Source organism: Micromonospora globbae (assembly GCF_036184225.1).
Taxonomy (GTDB): Bacteria; Actinomycetota; Actinomycetes; order Mycobacteriales; family Micromonosporaceae; genus Micromonospora; species Micromonospora globbae.
The window spans coordinates 4916211-4937966 of sequence record NZ_CP108084.1; the positions used below are offsets into that span (position 1 = coordinate 4916211).

The following is a 21756-nucleotide window of genomic DNA, read 5'->3' on the forward strand; positions in this document are numbered from 1 at the left end:
TGCCGCCACCTCGGTACGCTGCCGGTCGCGGGCGCGGGTCCCGATGACCCGTCGACGGCCCCTTATCGTAGGGAAGCCCGCGACACGACCCGGACCTGATCGTCGCGGACCCACCCCTCCGGAGGTAAGTCATGCGGACCCGCCGCGATCAGGTGCAGGCGTACCGCTTCGTCACCCGCCGCATCGTCTCCGCGCTGCTGTCGGGCGACCCGGAGACCAGCAACCTGCCGATGCGGCGGCTCGGCATGGCGGTGTTCGGCAGCGTCATCGCCGCGGCCGTGGTGCTCGGCGGCGCCGGCGCATACGGGCAGTTGACGGGCAACACCGCGCCGCTGGAGGAGAACACGCTGGTCATCGAACGGGAGACCGGCGCGACGTACGTCTTCTACGAGGGCCGGCTGCACCCGACGCTGAACTACGCGTCCGCCCGGCTCATCCTGAACGAGGCCGACCCGGAGGTCCGCACGATGTCGCGCGCCTCGATCGAGGACCGGCCGCGTGGGCGGACGGTCGGCATCGTCGGCGCGCCGGACGACCTGCCGGACCGCGAGTCGCTGGCGGGTCTGCCCTGGTCGGTGTGCCAGGTGCCGGACCCGACCGACCCCCGCCGGTCGAGCACCCACCTGGTGATCGACCGGCCGCTCCCCGGCGGTACGCCGCTGGGTGACCGGGCGGTGCTCGCGAACATCGACGGCCAGCGCTACCTGCTCACCCACGACCTCCGGATGCAGCTCGCCGGCGAGAGCCGCCTGGCCGCGCTGCGGATGGCGAACGCGCCCACCCTCACCGTGGGACCGCAACTGCTCAACGCGGTGCCGGCCGGTCCCGCCCTGCGCGAGCCGGAGCTGGCGGGCATGAACCAGCCGAGCGGCCTGTCGGTGGGGGGCCGGCCGGGCCGGATCGGCCAGGTCTACCGGGCGGCCGGCCAGCACTACGTGCTGACGCGGGACGGGCTGGCCTCGATCGGCGAGGTCACCACACAGCTGCTGCTGCGCCAGGGCGGCCAGGTGATCGACATCACTCCGGAGCAGGCGGGTCGGCACCTCACGGACGAGCGGGTGGAGGAGGCCGGCATGCCGGCGACGCTGCCCGAGCTCTACCCGACGCAGGAGGGGCGGACCGTGGTGTGCGCGACCTACCGGGCGGGCGCGGGCGGGGGCCCGCCGGTCACCACCCTGGAGGTGTTCGACCGGCCGCCGGCGGACCTCGCGGGCGGCGAGCCGGAGTCGCTGCCGGTGGAGCAGACCAGCCGGGACACGGTACGCACGGCGGACCGCGTGCTGCTCCCGGGCGGCAAGGGCGTCGTGGCCCAGGCCGCACCGGGTGCGGGCGAGAGCGGCGCCGGCGCGCCGGGCTCGACGGTCTACCTGATCAGCGCGCAGGGCGTCCGGTACCCGCTCGGCACGCGTTCGGGCGACGCGCTCACCGCGCTGGGCTACGGCGGTGTCACGCCGCTCGCCGTGCCGGGCTCGCTGCTCGCCCTCATACCCACCGGCCCCACGCTGGAACGCGACGACGCCCGGACGTACTACGAGCCCGGTACGCCGGCCGGGGGAGCGGCGAAGCCCTCCGCCCAGGCCCCGTCGTCGAGCCCCTCGGCGTCCACCGACCCGGACACGGACGGGTCGCCGTCGCCGGGCGCCGGCACTACGCCCACCGGCACGCCGAGCGGCGGTACGCCCGCCTCCGGCGGGCCGGCGGACGCGGACTGACCGCCGGGGCGGCACACGGCGACGGGCGGGTCGCCCGTGTCGTCCGCGTGCACTAACCTGAGGCTGGCCAACGGTTGTCGATTACCACTACGGGGATGTTGCCATGACCGGGCGCACGGAAGTCGATCTGCTGTCCCTTGAGGACTTCCACAAGCGGTTGGCCGATCGGCTGACCCAGGCCGACTCGCTGCTGCGGAAACTCAACACGGAGATGCAGTGCCAGCCTCCGGCGTTGGGGACGTTCGCCCACGCCACCAGCAACTCCCAGCGCTACTCGGAGATCCACCAGTCCTATGTGGAGCAGGTCGGTCGTCTCCAGCGGGCGGTGAAGGCCGCGCAGGAGGCGACGAGCACGATCCTGACCAACTACCGGACGGCCGAGGCCCGCAACGCCGCCACCGCGGACGACATCAGGGCCGCCCTCGACGGAGTCAACGAGGCGCTCAATCCGGAGGAGAAGCCGCGTGTCTGAGTACACCCAGCGCTACGAGGGCGCGAGCCACCAGGAGCTCTACGACGCCGTGATGGCCGGCAAGCCGGGGCAGATCGACGATCTCGCCGCGGACTGGTCGTCGCTGAAGGGCACCGTCGAGGCCCTCGGTCGCGACCTCGGCGACGACCTGGAGAAGCTGTCCCACACCTGGACGGGTTCGGCCGCGCAGGAGTTCCAGCGTCGGCTGACGTACATCGTCGACTACGCGGGCACGCTGGGCGAGGGCATGGCGGACGTCAAGCAGGCGCTCACCATGATGGCCGGCCAGTTGCGCACGGCGCAGCGGTCCGCGGAGAGCCCGGAGGAGACCGACGACCACGACCAGGCCCTTTCCGGGGCGGTCAAGGGCGGCATCATGTTCGGCGTGCCGGGCGCCGTGGTCGGCGGTCTGCTCGGTCACCAGCAGGACAAGGAAGAGCAGCAGAAGGCGCACCAGCGCATGATCAAGGTCGTGGCCGACCTGGCCGAGGGGTACGACCTCTCCGCCTACGGGCGGGTCGTCGCGCCCCCGCCGCCGGACCCGGACCTCCCGGGCACCGTGGACGGCAGCGGCCCGGCCCCGCGCAGCGGCCCGAACGTCGGCACGCCGACGACCGTGGCGCACCTCGGCGCCGCCGACCCGCAGACCGGCCGCGCCTCGATCAGCACTCCCGAGCACGTGAGCAGCGGGCCCACCAGCACCCACGGGGGCGGCAGCGGCCTGACCACGGTGGGCGGCGGCGCGCCCACGCCCGCGTCCGTGACCGGGCCGGGCTCCGGCGAGCCGGAGTACGGGACGTCGCTGGCCGGCGCCGGTCCGCTCACCAACAGCACGCTGATGCCCGGCGGCGGCGGCCCCGGCGGGGTCGGCCTCGCCGGTGCGGGCACCGGGACGGCCGGTGCCGGCGTGCTGGGCGCCACCGGCATGTCCCCGGGCGCCGGCCTGGTCGGCACGGCCGCGCTCGCCGGCTCCAGCAGCACCGCGCCGACGACCACGGGCCGGCCGGCCGGCGGCCCCGCCGGGCCGGAGAACCGCTCGGCGACCGGCGTGGGACGCAGCTTCGACGGCCGGCGCGGCGACGGCACCGGCCGCGGCGCGGCGGCCACCCGGCCGGGCGTCCTCGGCGGCCGCGGCCAGCAGCACGAGGACGAGTCCGACGAGCGCCTGACCTGGCTCACCGAGGACGAGATGGTGTGGGGTGACGGCAAGGACGCGGCGCCCCCGGTGCTCGGCGGCTGACCCCTTCGCATCGCCGACGGCCCACCCGGTCCAGTTCCGGGTGGGCCGTCGCCGTACCGGCCCTCGTCGGCGCGGGCCGGCGTCCGTCCACATTCGCCGGCGTGGGCACGGTCACGTTCCTCACGTCCCGGTACGCGCTGCGCCCGGTCGCCAAGAGCGATAGGTTGGTGACGTGCTGTCCGTAGCGTTCGCCCGCCCCGCCTGGCGGGCCACGCTGCGTTCGCTGCGCGAGTTGACGCGCCTGGCCGTCGCGGCGCTGGCCCTCACCGTCGGCCTCAACGCCGCCACTCTCGCGTCCGCCCCGACGCCGGCCGCCGTGGCCGCGCCGGCGAGCACGGTGAGCAGCCGGGCCCTCGTGGGATCGCCCGACAGCGCACCGACCGCGGATCAGCTGGCCGACACCGACGTCTCCGCCCACCCGCCGACGGACGAGCACAGCTCCGTCGCTCCGGCCGCCGACGTCGTGCTGCCGGCCGCGGTCGCCACGCCGGCCGCCGAGCCCGGCCGCCGCACGCCCGGCCGCCGCGGGCCACCGACCGCCTGATCCGAGGGCCACGACGACCGCCCGCTGAGCGCCGCTCCCGGCGACGACGGCCCGCACCGGTCCCCGCCCGACCGCCCCGCCCTGCCCGGACCTCCGGACGGCGGCCATCCGTCGCGGCACGCCGGTGCGACCGCCCGTCGGGAATCGCCCGGACCGGCCCGTCACGGTCCTGGCGCGGCGCGGGTGTGACGCCCACCGGTCCGCACGTCGTCGCCGGCGCCCGACGCGGCCCTCCTCACCGGCTCTCCGCCCACCGGCGGGTCACATCGTCCACTCCCGACACACGACCACGAGGTGCAGATGATGCAGACCGTCCTCTCCGCCGTCCTGCCCGACGTCCCGCGCGCCGCCGTGATCTGGCTGAGCCTGCTCGCCGTGGTGGCCGTCACCGTCGCCGTCCTGCTGCTGCGGCCCGGCCGGCTCGCGAGCGACGCCGCCGCCGCACGGATCCGGAGCGCCGCGATGCCGAGCCCGCTCGAATCCGCCGAGGAGGAACGGGAACGGGCCCGCTACGCCCAGGAGGTTGCCGTGGCCGCGGAACGCGCCACGACGACCGCGCAGCGCCGGCGGGAGGAGTGGTTGGCCGCGCAGGAGGCCGTCGAGACGGCCTGGCAGGCGTACGAGGCGGCCGAGGCGGACGTACGCCGGCTGAGCGCCGCCGCCGCGATGCCGCTGCCCCGCACGGCCCGCACCCCGGCCGAGTACGTCGACCGTGAGCGCTTCCTGCACCGCGCGGCGCTGGACGCGTACTGGCGGCGGGAGCTGTCGGTGGAGCAGCTCAGCGACGTCTTCGCGCACCGCAACGGCTGGGACCCGCGGCTGCACCCCGTGGAGCAGGAGCTGGTGCTGCGACGGGCGGTACGGGACAACCTGTTCGCCCGGCACCAGGCCGCACGGGAGCGGGAGCAGGCTGCCTGGCGGGCTGCCGAGGTGGCCGCGGAGGCGGCCCGCAGCCTGCGGGAGGAGGCGTTCGCGGCCACGGGCCGGCGCGTCGAGGACTCGCAGTCGGTGCTGCCGCTCGACGAGGTCGTGGCCTCGGCCGAGGGGCAGACCCGGGAGAACCCGGTGGTCGCGCGGGGCCGCGCGGCGGTGCCCGCGTACTGATCGGCGGTCCGGACGGCGGCCGCGCATCGGGTGGCCGCCGTCGGCATTCGCGGCGGGCGGAGGGGCGGGGCCACGGTCCGTCCACCCGCGTGGCGGGCCGGGATGGTCCGGCTGGGTTAGCGTGACCGCATGTCCCGGGAAGCGTGGATCGTCATCGTCATCGTCGGCGTCGTGGCGCTCGCCACGTTGGTCGGGGCCGTGCTGCTCGCGATCCGGCTGGTCCGCGCCCACCGCCTGCTCACCTCCCTCGGCGCGGGCGGCAAGGTGGCCCTCTACGGAGCGCTGATCTACACGATCTTCCCGGTGGACCTGCTGCCCGACCCCATCTACCTGGACGACATGGGAGTCCTGGCCGGCGCGCTGATCTACGTGACCCGGCTCGTCCACCAGCACCGGGCGGCGACCCGCCGGCTGCCCGGCCAGGCGGGCCCCCCGCCGGATCCCGGGCGCGCCCACCGACCGGTGCGATGATCGCCGGGCGCTCGGCGGCCGTGGCCCGTGCCGGGTGGCCGGGGACCATCGGGATACGGAGGACGGGACATGCCGGTCGGGCATCATCTGGACATGCGTGACGAGCGGGTCGTCGCGTTCTTCCGGGAGCGGCACCTCGCCACGCTCACCACGCTGCGTGCGGACGGCACCCCGCACGTGGTGCCCGTCGGGGTGACCCTGGACGCCGACGCCGGCCTGGCCCGCGTCATCACGTCCGCCGCCTCCCGCAAGGCCCGCCACGTGGCGGCGGCCGGCCCGCAGGGCGCCCCCGTGGCGCTCTGCCACGTCGACGGCCGGCGGTGGCTCACCATCGAGGGCCGGGCGGTCGTACGGGCGGACGCGGCCGCCGTGGCCGAGGCCGAGCGCCGGTACGCCGAGCGTTACCGGACGCCCCGCCCCAATCCGCAGCGCGTCGTCCTGGAGATCGCCGTCACCCGCCTGCTGGGCAGTCTGTGACCTTCCGCGTCGCCTGACCGGTTCCGGGCGCCACGGGTGCCTCACGTCACTCCCTGGCACGTCACCGCGCCTGGAATGGCGCCGCTCCTGCCGCCGTTGCACGAGACCGCGACGCCACCCGCCGTGACGGTCCTGGTCACCCTCCGTGGCCGAACCGGAATGCCGGCCGGGGCAGGGCCGTTACGTCCCGGGTGAGCCCAGGCGCCCGTCCCTGGGCGTCGCGTGCTGCTGAGCCGAGCGCCGGTCCCGGTGCCTGCGCCTCCGACCGGAGGCGTCATACCCCCCGATTGGAGCCCGACCCATGAATCCGATCATTCACAAGAGCGGCCTGTCCGTCGCCGGTCTGCTGGTCGCCGGTGGGTGCGCGCTGGGTCCCGCCGTGGCGGCCCACGCCGCTCCGGTCCACACCAACCCGTCGACGTTCGCCCCGGCCGGTAGGTCCGACAAGGCGAACAACGGGGGCAAGGCCGACAAGGTTGGTCACGACCGCCGGGCCGAGCGCCTCGTGGGCGTCGACTACCAGGCCCAGCCCAACTTCTTCTACTGCGGGCCGGCCGCCACCCGGATGGCGCTCTCCGCGCAGGGCAAGGCGATCTCCCAGGACGAGGTGGCCCGGCTGCTGGGCACCACCGAGGCCGGTACGCCCTCCGCGCTGGACACCACCCGGGTGCTCAACGAGCTGACCGGCGGCGGGTACCGCACCACCGAGATTCCCGACCCGGTGGCCCGGCCGGACCAGGTCGAGCGGCTGCGTACCGACGTGATGAAGGCCCTGGACGCCGGCCGCCCGGTGGTCGCCAACGTCAAGGGCACTGCCGTGGACACCGACGGCAACCCGCACTCGTACGAGGGCGGCCACTACCTGACCCTGGTGGGCTACCGCGACGGCGGTGACACCATCCGGATCGCCGACCCGGCGGACCCGGGCAACGGCGAGTACTGGATGCCGCTGGCCAAGGTCGCCAACTGGATCGCGGAGCGCGGCTACTCCGCCTGATCCACGAACGTCACCGGGCCGGGCTCCCCTTTCGGGCGGGCCCGGCCTGTTCGTCCCTCGCCCGGCCGGGCCGACCCCGCCGGGCGGCGCGGCGCGCCATCCGCTCGGTACGGGTCGAGAAGTTCTGCTGGGCGGCCCGGTGCAGGCGGCGGCGTGCCGGAGGGCGGATCGCCCGTTGGCCGGCCCCGGCGGCCGTACGCACCATCCGGTTGGCTTCCTCCGGCTCGTGACCGATGGCCCGGAGCAGGTCGCTGGCGCCCGACCGGAGGTCCGTGATCACGGAGTCCCCGTAGGAGTGGACCCCCTGCGCCCACGCGCGGCCCGCGAGGTCGGCCGCCTCCAGGATGAGCTTCCGGGTCCGCTCGGGCCGCTCCCTCTCCCGGCAGTCCTCGCGCATCTGGTGGACGGCCGCGCCGAGCCGCGCCATCGCCGCGGGCAGTTCCTCCGGGATCGGTTCCTGGTACTGGATGGTGGTCGCGGAACGCCGGGCGAGGACCCGCACGTCCAGCGCCAGCCGCTCCAGGTGCTCGATGGTCCGGGCGTACGTGTGGAACTGCGCCCGGCGGTGCCAGCGGGCCGGCGCCAGGGTGACCACCTCCTCCGCGCCGCTGAGTGCCTCGTTCAGGCGGCCCAGGTCCGGTTCCAGTCCGCGTACCTGCTCCAGGGCCCGGATGGCCCGGTCCGCGTCCCGCTGCCGCAGCGCGGCGGCGATCTCCTTGAGCTGGGTGGTGACCGTCAGGAAGACGGGCATCGCGGCCCGGTCCAGCACCCGGATGGGGTTGACCGGCAGCAGCAGCGCGACGACCAGCAGACCCGCGCCACCGCCGATGAGGGCGTCGAGGATCCGGGGCAGCTCCAGGCCCCGCTCCGTGGGTGTCAGGGTGGAGATCAGGACGGCGGTACCGCCCGCCTGACCGACCAACGCTCCGCCGCGGCCGGCGACCACCAGTGCGGTGGCGATGGCCAGTCCCACCACGAGCCCCGTCTGCCAGGGACCGCTGCCGAGCAGGAGGCGCAGTAGGTCTCCGATCATGATGCCGAGTCCCACCCCGGCGAGCAGTTCGAAGGTACGGCGGGCCCGCTGCCCGATCGCCGTGGCGATGGTGGCGACGGCGGCCGCCGGCGCGAAGACGTGCGCCCCGTGGCCGAGCAGTTTCTGCGCGACGAGGGCGGCGAGTGCGGCCGCGAGCCCGGCCTGCGCCGCGATGACGACGGTGACCTCGAGCTGGCGCAGGCGTACCTTGCCCGCCTCGCCACCGCGGTGCCGAGCCTGCGCGAGGTGTTCACCGCCCCGCTCGGCGGCCGTGCCGAGCGGCGACCGCGCGTGATCGGTGTCCGGACGGTCCTCGACCATAGCGGCGGTTACCCCACCCCGAGCGGGTGATTCCTGGGCCGCCCGCCGTCACCCGGCCGGACGCCTCCCGCCCGCCGAAAACCGGTCGCCACCGGGACACCGGTGCCGCCAGGATCGGCGGGTGAGGATGCACCCCGACCAGGTCGACGTCACATCCGGGGTCGTCGCCGCCCTCGTCGCCGCGCAGTTCCCCCGGTGGCGGCACCACCCGGTACGTCCGGTCGTCTCGCACGGCACGGTGAACGCGCTGTTCCGGCTCGGCGAGGGGATCGTGCTGCGATTCCCGTTGCGGCCGAGCCCCGAGCACCGGGACGAGCTGGTACGCGAGCAGGAGGTCGCCCGCCGGATCGCCCCGCAGGTCCCGCTGCCGGTTCCCGAGCCCCTGGCGCTGGGCGAGCCGGGACCGGGCTATCCGGGCGTCTGGACGGCGTACCGCTGGATTCCCGGCACACCGCTGGACGACGCCGCGGTCGGCGACCCGGTCCGCGTCGCCCGCGATCTCGCCGGTTTCGTCACCGCCCTGCACGGCATGGACACGGCCGGGGCGGTCTGGCCCGGTCGGGGGCGCGGGGGGCCGCTGCACCTCATGGACGGGTTCGTCCAGCGGTGCCTCGCGGGGAGCGTCGATCTGGTGGACACGGCCCGGCTCGGCAGGATCTGGGCCGGGTGCCGGGACGCCCCCGCGCACACCGGCGCGGACGTGTGGGTGCACGCCGACCTCATGCCGGGCAACCTGCTCGTCCGCGACGGGCGGCTGGCCGCCGTCATCGACCTCGGCACGGTGAACTTCGGCGACCCGGCCGTGGACCTCATGCCGGCCTGGAACCTGATGGGACCTGCGGCCCGGGACGCCTATCGGCGCGCGCTCGGCGTCGACGACGCGACCTGGGAGCGCGGGCGCGGTTGGGCGTTGGTCCAGGCGATCGGCGCGCTCCCCTACTACGTGGACACCAACCCGGTCATGGCCGCGACGGCGCGACGCACCCTGGGCGCCCTCCTCGACGCATCGGGGTGACGGAGCCGTCGGATACCCCGGCCGGCGACGATTCGCCCGACCGGGGGAGGGTACCCACTCCGGCACCGACCGTTCCGCAACCGGTAAGGGGCCACGACATGACCAGTCCGTCGTATGCCGACCAGGACGTCGTCGACGTCCTCACGGCCGACCACCGCGAGATCGAGGCGCTCTTCGTCGAGCTGGAGAGCCGGCAGGGCACCCCGGAGCACCGCCGCCAGCTGGCCGACGTGGTGATCGCGGAGCTCGTCCGGCACGCGGTGGCGGAGGAGATGTACGTCTACCCGGCCGCCCGCAAGGCGTTGCCGGACGGCCGCAAGGTCGCCGAGCACGAGATCTCCGAGCACTCCGACGCCGAACGGACCATGAAGGACCTGGAGGGTGTCGACCCGTCCGATCCGCGCTTCGACGAACTCCTCGGCCATCTCACGAGCACGATCCGCCACCACGTGCAGGACGAGGAGGGCGACCTGTTCCCCCGGCTGCGGGCCGCCGTGGCCCGGGAGGAGCTGGTCGAGCTGGCCGGCAAGGTCGCCACCGCCAAGAAGGCCGCCCCGACCCGGCCGCACCCCGCCGCGCCGGACCACCCGCCGGCGAACAAGCTGCTCGGACCGGGCGCCGGGCTGGTCGACCGGATGCGTGACGCGCTGACGGGACGCACCACCTCGATGGCGGAACTGCGCGAACACCCGCGGTGAGGCTGGTGCGACGCTCCCGGGTCGCGCGGACCCGGGAGCGTCGGTCACTCACCGCACCTGGTCGCCGCCGCCGGTACGCGTCTGAGCCTGGTCGACGGCCTTGTCGATGCGGTCCTTGTACTTGCCGCCGGTGCGCTTGTCGGCCATCTCGCCGGCCTTCCGCAGCCCCTGGTCGATCTGCTGGTCGTGCTTCTTGGCGAAGTCCTTGGCCTTGTCCATGAAGTTGCCCACGACGTCCTCCTCGCTACGGTTGTCGATTCGTTGCCTTCCCGACGGCCCGGACCGCAAACACCGCCCGGCACCCGGACGCCGGGACGGACACCCGCGCCGGGACCGGCCGACAGCGCCCGACCCGGCCGAGGGCGGACAGCGCCGACACCCGGTCGCGGACAGCGAACGACATCCGGGCGGGCACGGCCGTCGGGCCGACCCACCGCACGTCCGGCACGGCCGACGGTGCGGCCGGGCCCGCGATCAGCGCGCGAGGTGCGTGGCGAACCAGTCGGCGGCCGCGTCGGCGACCCGTTCGAGCGTGCCGGGCTCCTCGAAGAGGTGCGTGGCGCCCGGCACCACCTCCAGCTCGACGAGGCCGGGCAGGGCGGCCCGCGCCTGCTCGTTGAGTTCGAGCACCTGATCGTCCAGGCCGCCCACGAGCAGCAGCGTCGGCACCTGCACCGAGTCGAGCGCGGGGCCCGCCAGGTCGGGCCGGCCACCGCGGGAGACCACCGCACGGACCTGCTCCGGCCGCGCCGCGGCGCTGACCAGGGCCGCGGCGGCGCCGGTGCTGGCCCCGAAGAGGCCGATGGGTAGTCCGCGGGTCCCCGGCTCGGTGGTGAGCCAGTCGACGATCGCGGCGAGCCGTTCGGCGAGCAACCGGATGTCGAAGCGGAGTTCGGCGGTCCGGGCGTCGACGGCGTCCTCGGCCGGCGTCAGCAGGTCGACCAGGACGGTGCCGAGGGACCGGTCGTTGAGCGCCCGGGCCACCGCCGTGTTCCGGGGGCTGTGCCGGGAACTGCCGCTGCCGTGCGCGAAGAGCACCACCCCGGCCGGATCGGCGGGTAGGACCAGGTCGGCCGGGAGTTCGGCCTGCCCGACCGGGATCGTCACCTCACTGGTTCGTACGTCCATCCCGTCACCTCCACCCACCGGCCGGCACGCGCCGGCGCCGTCGACTTACCCGGAGCGGCCGGCGCCACGCATGGACGGGCGTTTGCCTGCGGGCGGGTCGGGTAGGCGGCAGGCGACCGCAGACCGTGTCGGCGCGAGATCGCGCCCCGACGGATCGCGAGGATCACCATGGCCGAGCAGCGGCAGACGTCCCAGCAGCAGGCGTCCCGGCAGCAGCAGAGGTCCGAGGAGGAGCGCCGGCTCCAGGCCGCGGAACGCAACAAGGACTGGGCGGACCGGGCGGCGCACGCGCGTACCGCCGACGATCCCCGGGCCGTCGCGCCCCGGGACGCGGCCGGCCGCCCGTCCACGGGCGAACGCTTCTGACGCCGGTGCGGACGGCCGGGGCAGGTGGCCCCGGCCGTTCGTCACGACTGCGCCTCGGGCAACCGGAGCAGCGGTGACCGCCCGGGCGGTTGCTCCGGCATCGGACCCGTGGGGTCGGCCGGGGGCACGGGTACGGTCACCGGCTGGTCGCGGCTGACCTGGATCTTCTCCCCGTGATGGCGTAGTTCGACCACGTCGTCCGGGTCGGCGTGGCGCAGCGAGTACGTCGTCTGGTGCGGCCGGACGTCGACCCGCAGCCGCCGCCCGCGCCACTGGAGGGAGAACTCCAGACGGCTCAAGCGGCTGGAGAGCCGGGGCGAGAACGAGAGCGTCCCGTCGTGGTCGCGCAGGCCGCCGAACCCGGCCACCAGGGCGATCCACGCGCCGGCGAGCGAGGCCATGTGCACGCCGTCCCGGGTGTTCTCGTTGAGGTCGTGCAGGTCCATGAGGGCGGCCTCGCGCAGGTAGGTGTGCGCCAGCTCGGGGTGGCCCACCTCGGCGGCGAGCACCGCCTGGGTGCAGGCGGAGAGCGAGGAGTCCCGCACGGTGCGCCGCTCGTAGTAGAGGAAGTTGCGCGTCTTCTCGTCCGGCGTGAACGCGTCGCCGCGCCAGTGCATCGCCAGCACCAGGTCCGCCTGCTTGATCACCTGCTTGCGGTAGAGGTCGAAGTACGGGTAGTGCAGCAGCAGCGGGTACTTCTCCGCCGGCGTGTGCAGGAAGTCCCACTCCTGGAGGCGGGTGAAGCCTTCGACCTGCTGGTGGACGCCGATGTCGTCGTCGTACGGGATGTGCATGTCCGCCGCCGCGTCCCGCCAGCTCGCCGCCTCCTCGTCGGTGACACCGAGGTGCAGCGCCTCGTCCCGGTAGCGGTTCACCGCGTCGGCGGCGGCCAGCAGGTTCCGCTGCGCCATGAGGTTGGTGTAGATGTTGTCGTTCTTCACGGCGGTGTACTCGTCCGGCCCCGTCACCCCGTCGATGTGGAACACGCCGTTGCGGTCGTGGTGGCCGAGCGAGCGCCACAGCCGGGCGGTCTCCACGAGCAGTTCCAGGCCGATCTCCCGCTCCAGCTGGGTGTCCCCGGTGACGAGCACGTACCGGCGCAGCGCGTCGGCGATGTCGGCGGCGATGTGGAACGCGGCGGTGCCGGCCGGCCAGTAGCCGGACGACTCAGGTCCCTCGATGGTGCGCCACGGGAAGGCGGCGCCCTCGAGGTTGAGCGTCCGAGCCCGTTCGCGCGCCTGTTCGAGGGTCGCGTGCCGCCAGTGCAGGGCGTCGCGGACGGCGTTGGGCTGGGTGTACGTGAGCACCGGCAGCACGAACATCTCCGTGTCCCAGAACGCGTGCCCGTCGTAGCCCGGACCGGTGAGGCCCTTTGCCGAGATCGGCCGCCGTTCGGCCCGCGCGCCGGCCTGGAGCACGTGGTAGAGACCGAACCGGACCGCCTGCTGCACCTCCGGGTCGCCCTCGACGAGCACGTCCGCGGCGTCCCAGAACTCGTCGAGGTAGGCCCGCTGCTCCCGGCAGAGCCCCTCCCACCCGTCGAGCCGGGCCGCGGCGAGCGCCGCCCCGACCTGGTCGCGCAGGGCCGGCAGCGAGCGCCGGCTGGACCAGCCGTACGTCAGGTACTTGACCACGCGCAGCGTCTCACCGGGTTTGAGAACGCAGCCGATGGTGGTGCGCACCCAGTCCTCGTACCCCTCGGACTCGATGGTCGCGTGTTCCGGCCCCTGCACCTCGTGCTCCATGGCGGCGGCGACCCGAAGGCCCGAGACCTTCGTCCGGTGGATGAGCAGCCCGCCGTCGTCGGTGGTCAGCTCCTCCTCGGCCAGCAACGGCGATTCGAGGACCGCCGCCACCCGGGGGTCGCGGCTCTGCGCCGGCAACGACTCGTTGGCCACCAGCTCCGACTGGACGATGAGCCGCAGCGGCCCGTCCACCGCCTCGACCTCGTAGTTGATGGCGGCGGCCGCCCGCTGGGTGAACGAGACCAGCCGGGTGCTGCGCACCTTGACCTCGCGCCCGGCCGGCGACCGCCAGTGCAGCTCCCGGTGCAGGGTGCCGGCGCGCATGTCGAGGACCCGCTCGTGGGAGAGCAGCTCGCCGTACCGGACGTCGAGCGGCTCGTCGTCGACCAGCAGCCGGATCAGCTTGCCGTTGGTCACGTTGACGATGGTCTGGCCCGACTCGGGGAAGCCGAACCCCGCCTCGGCGTACGGCAGCGGCCGCAGCTCGTAGAACGAGTTCAGGTACGTGCCGGGCAGGCCGTGCGGCTCCCCCTCGTCCAGGTTGCCGCGCAGGCCGACGTGGCCGTTGGAGAGCGCGAAGACGGACTCGGACTGCGCGAGCACGTCCATGTCGAGCCGGATCTCCCGCACGTGCCACGGCTCGACCGGATAGGCCCTCTCCCTGATCATGCAGCGCGCCCTTCGTCCAGAAGCTCGACCAGGTCCCGGACCACCACGTCGGCGCCGTGCGCCCGCAGCGCGTCCGCCTGGCCGACCCGGTCGACACCGACCACGTAACCGAAACCGCCGGCGCGCCCGGCCTCCACCCCGGCCAGCGCGTCCTCGAAGACGGCGGCCTGGGCCGGCTCGACGCCGAGCAGCCGGGCCCCGGCGAGGAACGTGTCCGGGTGGGGCTTGCCGCGCAGGCCCTCGGCCCGGGCGACGAGCCCGTCCACCCGGACCTCGATGAGCGGCTCCAGGCCGGCGGCGGCGACGACCTCCCGGCCGTTGGCGCTCGCCGTGACCACGGCACGGTGCAGCCCGGCCGCCGCGGCGGCCTTCACGTAGGTCACCGAGCCGGGGTAGACGTCCACGCCGCGCGTACGCAGCTCGTGCAGCAGCAGCACGTTCTTGCGGTTGCCGAGCCCGTTCACGGTCTCGGCCTCGGGCGGGTCGTCCGGCGAGCCCTCGGGGAGCACGATGCCCCGCGAGGCCAGGAAGGTCCGGACGCCGTCGGCGCGAGGCCGGCCGTCGACGTAGCGGTTGTAGTCGGGGCCCGGGTCGAACGGCCGGTACGGCTCACCCGTGGCCGCCGCCCGTTGCCGGAGGTAGGCGTTGAACGTCTCGGTCCAGGCGGCGTTGTGCACCCGGGCGGTCTGCGTCAGCACGCCATCGAGGTCGAAGAGACAGGCGGTCACGTGAGCAGGTAGGCCCAGCACGTTACGAATCTATCCACCCGATCGGGCCCACAAACGCGTTTCCGGCCGCCCGTCGCCGACGTGACCGCTTCGACCGTTCAGGGCTCACTGGGGGCGCAGCGTCCAGATCACCGTCATCTCGGACGTCGGCGTGCCGTCGTCCGTGCTGATCTCGACCTCGACGGGGAACTCGGGCCGCCGGCCCGACTCCAGCTCCGCGACCACCTCGGCGGGCGGGCGGCCCAGGCGGGCGGTGGCGCGTACCGGGCCGAGCGCCAGCTTGCGGTAGGCGATGTCGGCGCGGACGGCCAGCGGCACGGCACGGTCGAGCACCTGCCCGAAGGCGGCCAGCACCACGGCACCCGAGGCGGTCTCGCCGAGCGTGAACATGGCGCCGGCGTGTGGGCCGCCGACATGGTTGTGGGTGGCCGGGGAGTCGGGCAGCCGGACGACGGCCCGGACCCCGCCGTCGGCCTCCGGCGCGATCTCGACGAACTCGAAGCCGAGCGTACGGGCGAACGGCACGGCTTCGAGCATCCCGGCCGCCACCTGGCGTGAGTCGATGGACATGACCAGACGCTACTCGCCGGTAACATGCTCGGGCAAGCCGTCGGGGGCCCGCGGTCGAGGGGTCAGCGCCACCCCACGTCGATGCGGTCGCCCCGTTCGTCGAAGAAGTGCAGCGCGTCCATCCGCACCCGTACGGAGAGCGGGTGGCCTGCGGAGACCGCCGGGTACGGCGCCAGCCGCACCGCGAGTTCCGCCGGGCGCCGGTGGTGCCGGCCCGGGTCGGGGAGCACGCTCGTCGACGCGCGGCCCACCGCCGGCTCGGGCGCGTCGCCCGGCCTGCCGGCCAGCCGCTGCATGACCTGGCCCAGGCGGCGCAGGCCGCGCTGGCCGCCGTCGCCCGGGTCGCCCCGGCTGGCCATCTCGTCCACGACGACGGCCGTCGCGCCGATGTCGAGGAACGCCAGCGATTCGTGGCCGTGGTGTTCGAGGTAGCGGATCCGTCCGTGCAGCACGTCGCCGGGGCTCTCCGGGGCGACGGGCGTGAGCGCCTCGGCGCGCATCCCGACCACGATCCGCTCGCCGTGGTAGTGCGCCACCGCCCGGGTGCGGATGTCGTTCCACGGCAGGTAGAGCGCCTGCTCGCCGAGCGTGAGGGTGACGTAGCGGTCGAGGTGGACGTAGACCGACGCCTCCAGCAGGTTCATCCGCGGGCTGCCCAGGAACGCGGCCACGTAGAGGGTGGCCGGACGGCCGTACACCTGGGTGGGCGTGCCGACGTCCTGGAGGACGCCGCGACGCATGATCGCCACCCGGTCGGCCATGGTGAGCGCTTCGGCCTGGTCGTGCGTGACGTAGATGGTGGTGACGCCCAGCTCGCGGGTCAGACCGGAGATCTCCGCGCGCAGTTCGGCGCGGAGCCCGCTGTCCAGGTTGGACAGCGGCTCGTCCATGAGGAACAGGCCCGGCCTGCGGACGATGGCCCGACCCATCGCCACCCGCTGGCGCTGCCCGCCGCTGAGCTGGCTGGGCCGGCGGGAGAGCACGTCACCGATACCCAGGGCGCTGGCCACGTCGCTGACCCGCTCGCCCCGCGGGCCCGGCTCGACGCCGGCGAGCCGCAGCGGGAAGGCGATGTTGTCGCCGACCGTCATGTGTGGATAGAGGGCGAAGTCCTGGAAGACCATGGCGATCCTGCGGTCCCGCGGCGAGAGGTCGTTGGCCAGCTCGCCGTCGAGCAGGACGGCGCCCTGGGTCGGATCCTCCAGACCCGCGATCATCCGCAGGACGGTCGACTTCCCGCAGCCCGACGGGCCGAGCAGCACCATGAACTCGCCGTCGTTGACGTCCAGGTTGATGCTGTCGACGGCGACGGTGCCGTCCTTGAAGACCTTCGTGACATCCTTGAGCGCGACGGTGGTCACCGCCACCTCCCCCCACGAACACGCAGCGAACCCGAATGACTGTGACGAAGATCATGAGGTCGGCACATCGGGTAAACGTGCCATGTTCGTAACGTGACGGCCCTGTTACGGACCCATCGAGTGGCGGCGATGGCCCCGCGCGGCGGCGCCGGCCCCCGCGCTCAGCAGCCCTGACGCGGCGCGGCCGACTCGCCGAGGAACACCTGACGCACCACGCGTTCGGCCGCGTGCCCGTCGTCCAGTCCGCAGAACCGGGCGCGGAACTGCTGTCGGGCCTTGGTCGCCGCGTCCGACCAGACCTCGCCCGTGCGGAACAGGTCGAGCAGATCCGGGAAGGTCATCGCCACGGCGCCGGGCGGCTCCGCCGTCACGTCGAAGTAGACACCGCGCGCCAGGCGGTACGCCTCCCAGTCGGGCGCGTAGACGACGATGGGACGGTCCAGGACGGCGTAGTCGAACATCGCCGAGGAGTAGTCGGTGACCAGCACGTCCGCGACCAGGTAGAGGTCCTCCACCCGCTGGTACGCGCTCACGTCGGTGACCCGGCTCCACCGCACGTCCCGGCGGGGTCGGCGGTCCCGGTCGTGGAAGTAGTGGCTGCGCATCAGCAGCCGGGCGGACGGGCCGAGCGCCTCGACGAACCGCTCCGGGTCGAACGGCGGCCGGTAGTTCGGCAGGTGCTCGCGGTGCGTCGGCGCGTACAGCACCACCTGCTCGGTCGGGTCGATGCCGAGGTCGGCACGCAGCCGCCGCACCTCCTCGGGGGTCGCCGTGACGAGCCGGTCGTTGCGCGGGTAGCCGACCTCCAACGTGGTGTACGAGGCCGGGTAGGCCCGGTCCCACATCTGGGTGGAGAAGCTGTTCGAGGTGATGCTGTAGTCCCAGCGGTCCACCCGGCGCAGCAGGCCCGCGAAGTCCATCCGGCCGGCGCCGATCGGGTACCGCTGCTGGTCGAGCCCCATCACCTTCACGGGCGTGCCGTGGTGGGTCTGCACGTGCACGGTGCCGGGTCGCTTGCGGACGAAGTCCGGGAAGTTGACGTTGTTCACGAGCCAGCGGGCCCGCGCCAGCATCCGGTAGTACGCCGCCGTGCCGGCGACGACGTACTCCACGCCGGGCGGGAGGGTGCCCACGCGGTCCCGCCGTACGATCCAGACGCCACGGACCTGCGGGGCGAGCCGGCGGGCCGCCTCGTAGATGGCCGCCGGGTTGCAGGCGTACCCGCGGTACCAGTACGCGGCGTAGACGGCGAGCGTCGGGTCGACGGGCCGGTGCAGTTCCGCCCGGTAGTACTCGCGCAGCAGCACGTCCCGGGCCCGGCGGGCGTTGCGGCGCGCCACCGGGGCCACCCGCCGCTTGGCGGTACGCGCCGAGCGCCGCGCCGCGTCCCGGGCCCGGTTGGCGGCGCGCAACGCGCTGAACGTACGCCAGCGGCCGGTCGCCACCAGGCGGTGCTTGAGCCCCTCCACCCCGTCCGGCGTCGGGTAGCCCGCGGGCGGCAACCAGCGGGCGTAGTCGGCGGTGATCTGCGCGAAGAACGCGGGGCGCAGCTCCGGGGCGATCCGCTGGCCGTTCCCGAGCACGGTGAGGTAGTGCCAGATCATCCGCTCGAAGACCGCGGGACGCAGCTCGTCGACCGCCGGACCCCACCGGTCCATGAGGTGGAACACCCGGTGCCACTGCGGGAACACCTCGAAGTGCCGGTCGCCGCGGGTGCGGGTGATCGCCCCGACCCGGCGCTGCCGGTAGTTCACGCAGACCCGGTCCAGCACACCGATCCGGTCGGCCGCCATCAGCACGGGATAGCTGAACGAGACGTCCTCGTACCAGCCGGGGGCGAAACGCAGCCCGTGCTCGACGAGGAACTGCCGGCGGACCACGCGGTTCCAGGCGGTGTGCAGCAGACGCAACGTCTCCGGCCGGTCCCGCAGCCGGAACGTCCCCTCGCCGGGCGGCTCGGGGAACACGTCCCGCATGGCGCTGCGCGTGGCGGCGTTGTTCCAGTGCGTCCGGACGTGGTCGACCATCAGCACGTCCGGCCTCGTGCCGGTCAGCCGCTCGGCGACCGCCGGCAGGCAGTCCGGCGCGAGCCAGTCGTCACCGTCGACGAACCAGACGTACTCGCCGACGGCCCGGTCCAGCCCGACGTTGCGGGCCGGACCGAGCCCGACGTTCTCCGTCAACCGGATCGCGCGGACCCGCTGGTCGCGCGCCGCGTACTCGTCGATGATCTCGCCGCTGTCGTCGGGCGAGCAGTCGTCGACGGCCACGACCTCCAGGTCGGTGAAGGGCTGGTCGAGGATCGAGTCCAGGCATTCCCGCAGGTAGCCCTGCACCCGGTAGGCCGGAACGACGAAGCTCACCAGTGTCATCCGGCCGTCCCTCCGTCAGCCCGGCACGCCTCCCGTCCGCACCGGCAGCGTCGACGCCCGCGCCGCGCGGGCCGGCAGGACGACCCAGGCAAGGACGACGCTCGCCACGAAAACCACGAGAAGGTACGTACCGAGTGTAGCCATCCCGATACCCGCGAACCCGGCGATTGCCGCCAGGGCCAGCAGCACCGAACGCCCGTCCCAGCCGAACGTGGCCGGGTGCAGCGGGGGCGCTGCCTGCCGCTTCTCCAGCCGCGCCGTGAGGTCGTAGTGGTGGACCGTGAGCACGAAGACGTACCCGAAGATCAGCCACGGCGGGACGGCGCCGATCACGCCCACGGCGATGGCGAACAGGTACTCGCCGGCCCGCAGCGCGGCCGGCACCAGCCAGTCCAGGCCCCCGTCGTGGGTCGCGCCGGACCCCAGGGCGCCGACCAGCAGCACCAGCAGCGCCGCCGGAACGAGCCACACCAGGTCGCCCGCCCCGTCGCCGGAACGCGCGGCGACCAGCGCCGCCACGAGCAGCACCGCCGGGCCGAGGGCCGCGACCACCGCGAGGGCCAGCGGCGCCACGCGCGGCAGCACCGGCAGCCGGGTGGCCAGCGCGCCGTCGTCGCGGTGCAGGGTCGCGTCGACCGTGCCCAGCACGGGTACGCGCATCCAGCGCGCCCGCAGCGTCCGCAGCGCGCCCGTGTACGCGAACGCCAACGTGCCCCACACCAGCACCGCGATCAGGCTCACCCACGGGTTGAACAGCGCCACGGTCAGCGCGACCAGCGCCCACCGCTCGCCGATGGGGAAGACCACGGTCCGCTTCAGCCAGTACGACAGGGAACCGGTGTCGGCCTGCACCCGGGTCGAGGCGGCGTTCAGCCGGTCGCCGATGCCCCCGCCCGTGGCGGCGGGACGGGGCCGGCGGGCCGCCTCGTCGTGCAGTACGCCGTACCAGGTGTCGGTCATGTGCCGCACCGTCTGGAGGGTCATCGCGGCGATCGCCAGCGCCCAGCCGTACCGGTGGCCGGCCTGCGTGGCGCCGACGCCCAGGCCCGCGTAGACCACGTACTCCTTCGCACGGTCGGCCATGGTGTCCAGCCAGCCGCCCCAGGCGCTGAAGTTGCGGGTGTAGCGGGCGAGCTGGCCGTCCACGCAGTCGAGCACGAACCCGAGGTAGAGCAGGACCGCCCCGGCGACCAGCGCGGGCCGGCCGCCGACGGCGAACAGCACCGCGGCGGCCACCGCGAACGCCACCGAGATCATCGTGACGACCGTCGGGGTGAGGCGCAGGCGGGCCGCGACCCGCACCACGTACGGCGACCAGGTGCTCACGAAGAACGTGGTGAAGAAGTCGTCGCGCTCCTTCACCGACAGGCGCAGCTCGGCCCGGTCCTCGTCGACGGCGGCCACCGCCGCCTCGGCGGCGGACAGCTCCGCCGCGTCGCCCACCCGTCGGGCGACGAGCAGGCGTACCCGGTGGGCGAACACCAGCGTGCCGAGCGCGCTGAGCGCCGCGAAGAGCCGGTCCACGACGCCCGCCGGCGCCCCCGGTGCGACGGCGCCGGACCGCACGGCGCGGGCGGCGGTGACCAGCGCCGGCAGGTCGTCCACGCCGACGCGCAGCGCGCCGCCGAAGAAGCCGGTCGGACCGTCGGTGGCCGGACCGGCCTCGACCACCTGCCCCCGCTCCTCCCGCACCCGGGTGGCGCCGCCGGCGGGCGGGTCGGCGAGCACCAGCGCGACGGTGGGCCCGACCGGGCTGGTGGCGAGGTGGCGCAGCACGGCCGTGTGCGCCACCAGGTCCGCGCCGGTCACCAGGACCGGCCCCCGGGCGGCGCCGGCCAGCGCGGCCAGCTCGTCGAGGTCGGCGGCGAACCGCACCTCGTCCGCTCCGGCCCGGCGGCACTGCGCGGCGATCCGGTCGGCGAGCGGCTCCCCGGTACGGGTCGTCAGGCTCGCGGCGGCGTCGCCGGCGAGCACGATCGCGAGCGTCACCGCGGTACCGCGCTCTGGTAGGCGTCGAGCGCCTCGGCGATGGTGCCGTCCAGGCGGAGCCGGCCCCCGTCGAGGAACAACCCCCGGCGGCAGAACCGGGTCAGGTCCTTTTGGTTGTGTGACACCAGCACCAGAGTGCGCCCCTCCCCGAGCAGACGGTCGATCGTCGCATAACACTTCTTTCGGAACTCCGCGTCCCCGACCGCGGTCACCTCGTCCATGAGCAGGATCGGGTGCGGCAGGTGAGAGATGATCGCGAAGCCGAGCCGTACCTTCATGCCGGACGAGTAGTGGCGCACCGACGTGTCGATGGCCCGCTCCACCTGCTCGCCGGCGAACGAGACGATGTCGTCGAAGTGCCGCCTCAGGTAGCCCGGCGAGAGCCCGTGCAGGCCGCCGACGAGGTGCAGGTTCTCTCGTCCGGTGAGGTCGTTGGAGAAGCCCGCGGACAGCTCCAGCAGCGGCGCGACGTCGCCGTGGACGCGGATGCTCCCCTCGTCGGGGATCAGCACCCCGGCGATCAGGCGCAGCAGGGTGCTCTTGCCGGTGCCGTTGCGGCCGATCACGCCGACCGTCTCGCCCGGCCGTACGGTGAACGACACGTCGCGCAGCGGCCAGAACTGGCCCGAGGACGCAGAGCGCCCGCCCCGGTGGATGAACAGCTCACGCAGCCGCAGCTGGCGGCGCCGGTTACGGACGAACCGGATGCCCAGACCCTCCGCCTCGATGATCGGGTCGGCCATC

The 21756-nt window shown here is 74.1% G+C and carries 21 protein-coding genes; 11 read left to right on the forward strand and 10 right to left on the reverse strand.

Features of this window, described 5'->3' with window-relative positions:
- Positions 1-131: 131 nt before the first annotated feature.
- The 8 genes from eccB (at position 132) to OG994_RS22165 (ending at position 7017) form a co-directional block, all read left to right on the forward strand.
- Positions 132-1712, forward strand: a complete 1581-nt coding sequence (gene eccB / locus OG994_RS22130; RefSeq protein WP_328850845.1) for a type VII secretion protein EccB — start codon at positions 132-134, stop codon at positions 1710-1712.
- A 103-nt stretch (positions 1713-1815) separates the two neighbouring features.
- Positions 1816-2184 carry a hypothetical protein gene (locus OG994_RS22135; RefSeq protein WP_328850846.1) on the forward strand — a complete coding sequence of 123 codons (369 nt, stop codon included), beginning with the start codon at positions 1816-1818 and terminating at the stop codon, positions 2182-2184.
- Positions 2177-3424, forward strand: a complete 1248-nt coding sequence (locus OG994_RS22140) for a WXG100 family type VII secretion target (protein WP_328850847.1) — start codon at positions 2177-2179, stop codon at positions 3422-3424. The genes OG994_RS22135 and OG994_RS22140 overlap by 8 nt, the downstream gene beginning before the upstream one ends.
- A 172-nt stretch (positions 3425-3596) precedes the next feature.
- Positions 3597-3968 (forward strand): hypothetical protein, encoded by a 372-nt coding sequence (locus OG994_RS22145; protein ID WP_328850849.1) that lies wholly within the window; start codon positions 3597-3599, stop codon positions 3966-3968.
- Positions 3969-4268: 300 nt separating this feature from the next.
- Positions 4269-5072 (forward strand): hypothetical protein, encoded by an 804-nt coding sequence (locus OG994_RS22150; protein WP_240032861.1) that lies wholly within the window; start codon positions 4269-4271, stop codon positions 5070-5072.
- A gap of 129 nt (positions 5073-5201) precedes the next feature.
- The gene (locus OG994_RS22155; RefSeq protein ID WP_120327835.1) at positions 5202-5543 is read left to right on the forward strand and encodes a YkvA family protein; all 342 of its coding nucleotides are present in this window, start codon (positions 5202-5204) and stop codon (positions 5541-5543) included.
- Positions 5544-5636: 93 nt separating this feature from the next.
- Positions 5637-6020 carry a pyridoxamine 5'-phosphate oxidase family protein gene (locus tag OG994_RS22160; RefSeq protein ID WP_407942543.1) on the forward strand — a complete coding sequence of 128 codons (384 nt, stop codon included), beginning with the start codon at positions 5637-5639 and terminating at the stop codon, positions 6018-6020.
- Positions 6021-6321: 301 nt separating this feature from the next.
- Positions 6322-7017 carry a C39 family peptidase gene (locus OG994_RS22165; protein ID WP_328850851.1) on the forward strand — a complete coding sequence of 232 codons (696 nt, stop codon included), beginning with the start codon at positions 6322-6324 and terminating at the stop codon, positions 7015-7017.
- A gap of 10 nt (positions 7018-7027) precedes the next feature.
- Here OG994_RS22165 and OG994_RS22170 read toward each other — a convergent pair whose 3' ends face one another.
- Complete coding sequence (locus tag OG994_RS22170; protein WP_328850852.1) at positions 7028-8371, reverse strand: FUSC family protein; 1344 nt, start codon at positions 8369-8371, stop codon at positions 7028-7030.
- 127 nt (positions 8372-8498) lie between these two features.
- On the opposite strand from OG994_RS22170, the gene OG994_RS22175 reads away from it, so the two are divergent.
- Together OG994_RS22175 and OG994_RS22180 are read left to right on the forward strand one after the other, a co-directional pair.
- Positions 8499-9386: an aminoglycoside phosphotransferase family protein gene (locus OG994_RS22175; protein ID WP_120327839.1), complete on the forward strand. Its 888-nt coding sequence runs from the start codon at positions 8499-8501 to the stop codon at positions 9384-9386.
- A gap of 98 nt (positions 9387-9484) precedes the next feature.
- Positions 9485-10084, forward strand: coding sequence for a hemerythrin domain-containing protein (locus OG994_RS22180; RefSeq protein WP_328850853.1), 600 nt, complete (start codon positions 9485-9487; stop codon positions 10082-10084).
- Positions 10085-10132: 48 nt separating this feature from the next.
- Here the strand turns inward: OG994_RS22180 and OG994_RS22185 are convergent, their stop codons facing one another.
- Together OG994_RS22185 and OG994_RS22190 are read right to left on the reverse strand one after the other, a co-directional pair.
- Positions 10133-10315 (reverse strand): antitoxin, encoded by a 183-nt coding sequence (locus OG994_RS22185; RefSeq protein ID WP_328850854.1) that lies wholly within the window; start codon positions 10313-10315, stop codon positions 10133-10135.
- 243 nt (positions 10316-10558) lie between these two features.
- Positions 10559-11212, reverse strand: a complete 654-nt coding sequence (locus OG994_RS22190) for a dienelactone hydrolase family protein (protein ID WP_328850855.1) — start codon at positions 11210-11212, stop codon at positions 10559-10561.
- 168 nt (positions 11213-11380) lie between these two features.
- On the opposite strand from OG994_RS22190, the gene OG994_RS22195 reads away from it, so the two are divergent.
- Entirely contained in the window at positions 11381-11578 is a 198-nt protein-coding gene (locus OG994_RS22195) for a hypothetical protein (protein WP_120327843.1), read from the forward strand.
- Positions 11579-11619: 41 nt separating this feature from the next.
- Here OG994_RS22195 and OG994_RS22200 read toward each other — a convergent pair whose 3' ends face one another.
- From OG994_RS22200 to OG994_RS22230, 7 genes are all read right to left on the reverse strand, one after another.
- On the reverse strand, positions 11620-13992 hold the full coding sequence (locus OG994_RS22200; protein WP_328850856.1) for a glycoside hydrolase family 65 protein: 2373 nt from the start codon (positions 13990-13992) through the stop codon (positions 11620-11622).
- Complete coding sequence (locus OG994_RS22205) at positions 13989-14741, reverse strand: HAD family hydrolase (protein WP_328850857.1); 753 nt, start codon at positions 14739-14741, stop codon at positions 13989-13991. Before OG994_RS22205 ends, OG994_RS22200 begins: the two co-directional genes overlap by 4 nt.
- 84 nt (positions 14742-14825) lie before the next feature.
- Entirely contained in the window at positions 14826-15290 is a 465-nt protein-coding gene (locus OG994_RS22210) for a DUF4442 domain-containing protein (RefSeq protein ID WP_120327846.1), read from the reverse strand.
- A 62-nt stretch (positions 15291-15352) separates the two neighbouring features.
- A complete protein-coding gene (locus tag OG994_RS22215) occupies positions 15353-16651 on the reverse strand; it encodes an ABC transporter ATP-binding protein (protein ID WP_120327847.1) in 1299 nt (432 codons plus the stop codon).
- 161 nt (positions 16652-16812) lie between these two features.
- Positions 16813-19023 carry a bifunctional glycosyltransferase/CDP-glycerol:glycerophosphate glycerophosphotransferase gene (locus tag OG994_RS22220; RefSeq protein ID WP_328850858.1) on the reverse strand — a complete coding sequence of 737 codons (2211 nt, stop codon included), beginning with the start codon at positions 19021-19023 and terminating at the stop codon, positions 16813-16815.
- Positions 19024-19038: 15 nt separating this feature from the next.
- The gene (locus tag OG994_RS22225) at positions 19039-21012 is read right to left on the reverse strand and encodes a DUF5941 domain-containing protein (protein ID WP_406106956.1); all 1974 of its coding nucleotides are present in this window, start codon (positions 21010-21012) and stop codon (positions 19039-19041) included.
- On the reverse strand, positions 21009-21755 hold the full coding sequence (locus tag OG994_RS22230; protein ID WP_120327850.1) for an ABC transporter ATP-binding protein: 747 nt from the start codon (positions 21753-21755) through the stop codon (positions 21009-21011). Before OG994_RS22230 ends, OG994_RS22225 begins: the two co-directional genes overlap by 4 nt.
- Position 21756: the final 1 nt, after the last annotated feature.

Coding starts and splice junctions, on each gene's coding strand:
- eccB (WP_328850845.1), top strand. CDS start 132: ATGCGGACCCGCCGCGATCAGGTGCAGGCGTACCGCTTCGTCACCCGC.
- OG994_RS22135 (WP_328850846.1), top strand. CDS start 1,816: ATGACCGGGCGCACGGAAGTCGATCTGCTGTCCCTTGAGGACTTCCAC.
- OG994_RS22150 (WP_240032861.1), top strand. CDS start 4,269: ATGATGCAGACCGTCCTCTCCGCCGTCCTGCCCGACGTCCCGCGCGCC.
- OG994_RS22155 (WP_120327835.1), top strand. CDS start 5,202: ATGTCCCGGGAAGCGTGGATCGTCATCGTCATCGTCGGCGTCGTGGCG.
- OG994_RS22160 (WP_407942543.1), top strand. CDS start 5,637: ATGCGTGACGAGCGGGTCGTCGCGTTCTTCCGGGAGCGGCACCTCGCC.
- OG994_RS22165 (WP_328850851.1), top strand. CDS start 6,322: ATGAATCCGATCATTCACAAGAGCGGCCTGTCCGTCGCCGGTCTGCTG.
- OG994_RS22170 (WP_328850852.1), bottom strand. CDS start 8,371: ATGGTCGAGGACCGTCCGGACACCGATCACGCGCGGTCGCCGCTCGGC.
- OG994_RS22175 (WP_120327839.1), top strand. CDS start 8,499: ATGCACCCCGACCAGGTCGACGTCACATCCGGGGTCGTCGCCGCCCTC.
- OG994_RS22180 (WP_328850853.1), top strand. CDS start 9,485: ATGACCAGTCCGTCGTATGCCGACCAGGACGTCGTCGACGTCCTCACG.
- OG994_RS22190 (WP_328850855.1), bottom strand. CDS start 11,212: ATGGACGTACGAACCAGTGAGGTGACGATCCCGGTCGGGCAGGCCGAA.
- OG994_RS22195 (WP_120327843.1), top strand. CDS start 11,381: ATGGCCGAGCAGCGGCAGACGTCCCAGCAGCAGGCGTCCCGGCAGCAG.
- OG994_RS22200 (WP_328850856.1), bottom strand. CDS start 13,992: ATGATCAGGGAGAGGGCCTATCCGGTCGAGCCGTGGCACGTGCGGGAG.
- OG994_RS22210 (WP_120327846.1), bottom strand. CDS start 15,290: ATGTCCATCGACTCACGCCAGGTGGCGGCCGGGATGCTCGAAGCCGTG.
- OG994_RS22220 (WP_328850858.1), bottom strand. CDS start 19,023: ATGACACTGGTGAGCTTCGTCGTTCCGGCCTACCGGGTGCAGGGCTAC.
- OG994_RS22230 (WP_120327850.1), bottom strand. CDS start 21,755: ATGGCCGACCCGATCATCGAGGCGGAGGGTCTGGGCATCCGGTTCGTC.